General features: G+C 69.4%; 3 protein-coding genes. 1 reads left to right on the plus strand and 2 read right to left on the minus strand.

Annotation, left to right across the window (positions count from 1 at the left end):
- Window positions 1-189 precede the first annotated feature (189 nt).
- On the plus strand, window positions 190-1,341 hold the full coding sequence (locus ABFS34_15685; GenBank protein ID MEN8376870.1) for a hypothetical protein: 1,152 nt from the start codon (window positions 190-192) through the stop codon (window positions 1,339-1,341).
- Between the two features lie 66 nt (window positions 1,342-1,407).
- Here the strand turns inward: ABFS34_15685 and ABFS34_15690 are convergent, their stop codons facing one another.
- Both ABFS34_15690 and ettA read right to left on the minus strand, forming a co-directional pair.
- Entirely contained in the window at window positions 1,408-3,327 is a 1,920-nt protein-coding gene (locus tag ABFS34_15690) for a methyl-accepting chemotaxis protein (protein MEN8376871.1), read from the minus strand.
- Window positions 3,328-3,384: 57 nt separating this feature from the next.
- On the minus strand, window positions 3,385-5,052 hold a 1,668-nt coding region (gene ettA, locus ABFS34_15695; GenBank protein MEN8376872.1), incomplete at its 5' end, for an energy-dependent translational throttle protein EttA.

Raw genomic sequence — 5,052 nt, forward strand, 5'->3', positions numbered from 1 at the left:
TCCTTGCCGTAGCGACGGCTACGGCGCGTCGTTCCGCCTTGCCCCGCGGGCGCATCACGCGCCTCGGTGCACACGGGACTTCCGCGCCGGCACACTAGACTCTACACAAAACACTTCCGCGTTCGCGGATGGCCGTATAATTTGCTACTCCCTCCCCGACAGTTCTGTCACCAACATCCAGGATTACCTATGTGGAAGAACACCCGCGGGGGCACCAGCGCGCGCTCGTTCGCCCTCACGACCCTCCTCCTGTCGGGCATGCTGGTAGCGTGCGGAGGCGACGACGACGGCACGGCTCCGCCGGTCGATTTCGACGAGCAGGCCGCGGCCAATGATCTGGACGCGGTCCTGGGCGCCGTCAGCCAGGACGCCACCACGACCCTGCTGCTCGCGGCCCAGGGCCTGGCGAACACCGCCGCTGCTCCCGCGCTGTTCCCGGCGCTGGCTTCGATCTCGCCGGAGTCCGGCGGCCTCGCCGGCATCGCCGAGGTGGGAGACGCCAAGCTCGGCCTCGCCGCGTCCGCGCTACTGCCTAACCTGTCGGCGACGTCGTCGGTAGGGGCGGAACCCATCTTCCCGAGCAATCTGCTGGGGAAGACGTTCGTGTGGGGTGGAACGGGCTACGTGCCCGACGACACCCTGCCGGGCGCGCCCGCGAACGGGGTCCGGTTCATCGCCTACGCGATCAACCCCCTGACCCGGCTGCCGGTGGAGCCGCTGGTCGAGGTCGGCTACCTGGACCTCACCGACGACGGCAGCCCTGCCTCGACGCGGCTCGGCATCCTGCTCGTCGATACGTCGGGCGCGTCCGACGTCACGCTCGTCGACTACTTCATCGACGTCTCCATCCAGGTGGTCGGGGAGACGGTGACAGTCACGCTGCTGGCCAGAGGGTTCGTGTCCGACGGCACCCAGACGGTCACCTTCGACCTGGACCAGGGGCTGTCGCTCGATCAGACCGGCGCCGGGACTTTCACGGTCGACTACGCGTTCGACGTGGCGGGCCTGTCGCTCGGCTTCCAGGCGGCCGCGTCCCTGGACCTGACTCAGGAGACGTCCGGTTTCGCGTCGACCATGACCCTGCGCGAGGGCTCCGACGTGGTGGTCCTGAACGTGACGGAGAGCGCCACGGGGGCGATCGATGGCCAGATTACGTTCAACGGCTCGCCCGTGATTCTCGTGGCCGGCACGGCGCTCAACCCGCAGTTCACGCGGCCCGACGGCAGCGAGCTCACGGAAGTCGAGGTCCAGGCGCTCGTGGACATAGTCGACGCGGTGACGGAGATCCTGCTGGTCGCCGAGGAGTTGTTCGCGCCGATCAGCGGGGCAATGGCGGTCTAGCGGTGGCGCTCTAGACTATCCCACGCTCTCGAGAAAAAGAGGGGGAGGCGTCCGGCGCCTCCCCCTTCAGAACCGAAAGCGCCCGAGCAGCTCCTTGAGGTCCAGCGCCGTCCGCTCCAGCGCCTGGACGGACGCAACCTTGCCGTTTCCGTCCGCGCCGTCCTCGGTGACCAGCCTGCGCACCGCGGCCCCGACCTGGGAGCTCTGGGCGGCCATCTCTTCCGCCGTGGCGGCCTCCTCTTCGGCGCCACTGGCGAGGTCCTCGACCGCCGCGCGGCCGCGCGACACGGCGACGTCGATATTTCGCGCGCGGCCCGAAATGGCCTGCGCCTGCTCGTTGGTGGCTTCCAGAGACGCGACGATGCGCTGGAGCGCCTCGGCGGACCGGCCGGCCTCGCGCACCGCGGCCTCTACCTGCCCCACCTCGTCTCTCATCGCGTGCACCGACCCGGCGACGCCCGAGCGGATGTTGCCGACCAGGTCGCTGATCTGGGCGGCGGCGGCGGAGGCGCGTTCGGCCAGCTTGCGGATCTCGCCCGCCACCACCCCGAAGGCGCGACCCTCTTCACCCGCGCGGGCGGCCACGATGGAGGCGTTGATGGCGAGGAGGTTGGTCTGCCCGGCGATCTCCAGGATCGTCTCGACGATGGATTCGATGCGCCCCGAGTGCTCCTCCAGGGCTTCAACCGTGCGGGCCGTCTGGCCCACCCTCTCGCCCGCTTCACGGATACCCTGGAGCGCGTGTTCCACCGTCTCGGAGCCCTCGCGGGCGACCTGGACGCTGGACTGCGACGACGTGGCGAGCGCGACCGCGGCCGAGGATACCTCGGCCGTGGCCTGCGAGATCTCGCCCACCACCCCCGCCACTTCCTGGCTCCGCTGCGCCTGCTGCTGCGCCGCCTGGGCGATCTGCTCGATCGCCGCGTCCAGCTCGACGACCGCGCTGGCGGACTCGTGCGCGACGCTGGCGATCTCCCCCGCGTTGTCCGCGACGTCGTCGCTCACCGATCGGATGCGGCCCAGGAGAACACGAAAGTCTTCGAGCATGAGGTTGAAGGAGCGCACCAGGCGGCCCACCTCGTCGCGCCGCGTGATCTCCGTGGAGCCGTCGTGATCGATCTGGCCCACGGTCAAGTCGCCGCGCGCCAGGCGCTCCGTCTTGCGTACGGCGACCACCAGCGGGCGCGTGATCTGACGGGTGATGTACCACGCCAGCAGCGAGCCCAGGACGACCACCGCGAACAGGCCCAACCAGGCCCAGCGACGCGTCGACTCGATGTCAGCCTTCACCTGGCTGCCGAGCCCGCTGCTTTGTGCATCGTGACTCTGCTCGAGCTCGTCGATGGGCACCCGGAAGTCGTCCAGCGCGCTCTGCATTCGGCTCAACGCCGCGCGGATGCTGGAGGGGTCCGCGGAGCGCGAGATCAGTCCGCGCGCGGCGCCTCCCGCGTCGACGAGCGCCGCGCGCGATCGCGCGGCTTGCTCGGCCACGGCGCGCCGCTCGGCTTGTAGCCGGTCGATGCCGAGGTAGGCGTCCAGGCGGCTCCCGGTCTGTTCGATGTTTTCGTCGTAGAACGCGAGCCACCGGTCGCGTTCGGTGGGGTCCACGGCCGCCGCGGCGTGGGCGAGCCCCAACGCCGCCTGGTAGGCGTCCCGGTCGATGTTCAGCACCCGACCCAGCCCGCCCACCTCCTGGAAGGCCAGCCTGTCTACGGTCTCGGCTTCGTCGCCGGCGCGGCTTATGAGGGACAGGACCAGCGCCGTGGTGAGCGCCAGGATGACCGCGACCATCGCCAGGAGTTTCCAGAGGATGGGCCAGTTGCGCATGGACCATGCGCGCCCGCCCCTCGGTCCGCCGTTGGATAGCGAGATGTCCGCCGTCGTGAGGGCATCCTCCGACGGCGGGGAAGGCTGGGAGTCCGACCCGTTCGTGTCGGCCATGTCCGTGATGTCCGTGGTCAGTCCGGGGAGAGTGACCGCGTGCAACGTAACGCCGCCTCCAAACGGCAGCCAGATTCTTTGCGTGGCCGGGCCATCGACCGGCTAGCCGGCGCTCAGCTTCCGGTAGCGGATGCGGTGCGGCTGTTCCGCGTCCGACCCGAGGCGGCGGCGCCGATCCTCCTCGTAGTCGTGGAAGTTGCCCTCCAGCCAGCGGAACTCGCTGTTCCCCTCGAAGACCAGCATGTGCGTGGCGATGCGGTCCAGAAACCAGCGGTCGTGGCTGATCACCAGCGCGCAGCCCGCGAAGCGCAGGATGGCGTCTTCCAGCGCCCGCAGCGTGTCCACGTCGAGGTCGTTGGTGGGCTCGTCCAACAGCAGGACGTTGCCGCCTGACTGGAGGAGCTTGGCGAGGTGTACGCGGTTGCGCTCGCCTCCGGACAGCACGCCCACCTTCTTCTGCTGATCGGGCCCGCGGAAGTTGAAGCCCGACAGGTACGCGCGACTGTTCATCTCGGCGTTGCCTACGGGGATCGTCTCCCGCCCGCCGGTGACCTCCTGCCACACGCTGTTGTCGGGCGCGAGCCTTTCTCGGGACTGGTCCACGTAGGACAGGCGGACCGTGTGGCCCAGCCGCAGCGAGCCCCCGTCGGGCTGCTCCTGCCCCGTCAGCAGCCGGAAGAGGGTCGTCTTGCCCGCGCCGTTCGGTCCGATGATGCCCACCAGCGCACCCCGCGGGACGCTGAACGAAAGGTCGTCGAACAGGAGCTTGTCGCCGTATGCCTTGGACAGGTCTTCGGCGACGATCACCTCATCGCCCAACCGAGGCCCGGGTGGTATGAGGATCTCCGCCGTGCGGATCTGCTCGGACGGGTCTCGCGCCGACAGCTCCTCGAACGCGCTGAGGCGCGCCTTGCCCTTGGCGTGGCGCGCGCGCGGGGCCATGCGCACCCACTCCAACTCGCGCTGCAGGGTGCGCTGGCGGGCCGACTCGCCCTTCTCCTGCACCCGGAGCCGCTCTCGCTTCTGCTCCAACCACGACGAGTAGTTGCCCTCGTAGGGGAATCCCGCTCCCCGGTCGAGCTCCAGGATCCACTCGGCGACGTTGTCCAGGAAGTACCTGTCGTGGGTGACGGCGACGATGGTGCCTCGAAACTCGGTCAGGTGCCGCTCCAGCCAGGCCACCGACTCGGCGTCCAGGTGGTTCGTGGGCTCGTCCAGCAGCAGCATGTCGGGCTCCGACAGGAGCACGCGGCATAGCGCCACCCGGCGCCGCTCGCCCCCCGACAGGGGACCGACCTCGGCGTCGCCCGGGGGCAGCCGAAGCGCGTCCATCGCGACCTCGATCCTGCGATCCAGATCCCACAAGCCACCCGCTTCGATGGCGTCCTGGATGCGGCCCTGCTCCTCGATGAGCGCCTGCATCTCGTCGTCCGACATGGGCTCGGCGAAGCGCGCGTTGACCTCGTCGTAGCGGGCCAGCAGGGAGCGCTGCTCGGTCACGGCGACCTCGACGTTGCCGCGCACGTCCAGAGCCGGGTCGAGTTCGGGCTCCTGCGGCAGATAACCGATGCGCGTGCCCTTGGCGGGCCAGGCCTCGCCCTGGAAGTCGGTGTCGACGCCCGCCATGATGCGGAGCAGCGTGCTCTTGCCCGAGCCGTTGGGTCCCACGACCCCGATCTTCGCGCCGGGGTAGAAGGACAGCCAGATGCCCTTGAGCACCTCGCGCTTGGGAGGGACGACCTTGCAGAGGTCCTTCATCACGTAGATGAA

The sequence above is a fragment of the Gemmatimonadota bacterium genome, assembly GCA_039715185.1.
Classification (GTDB): Bacteria; Gemmatimonadota; Gemmatimonadetes; order Longimicrobiales; family RSA9; genus DATHRK01.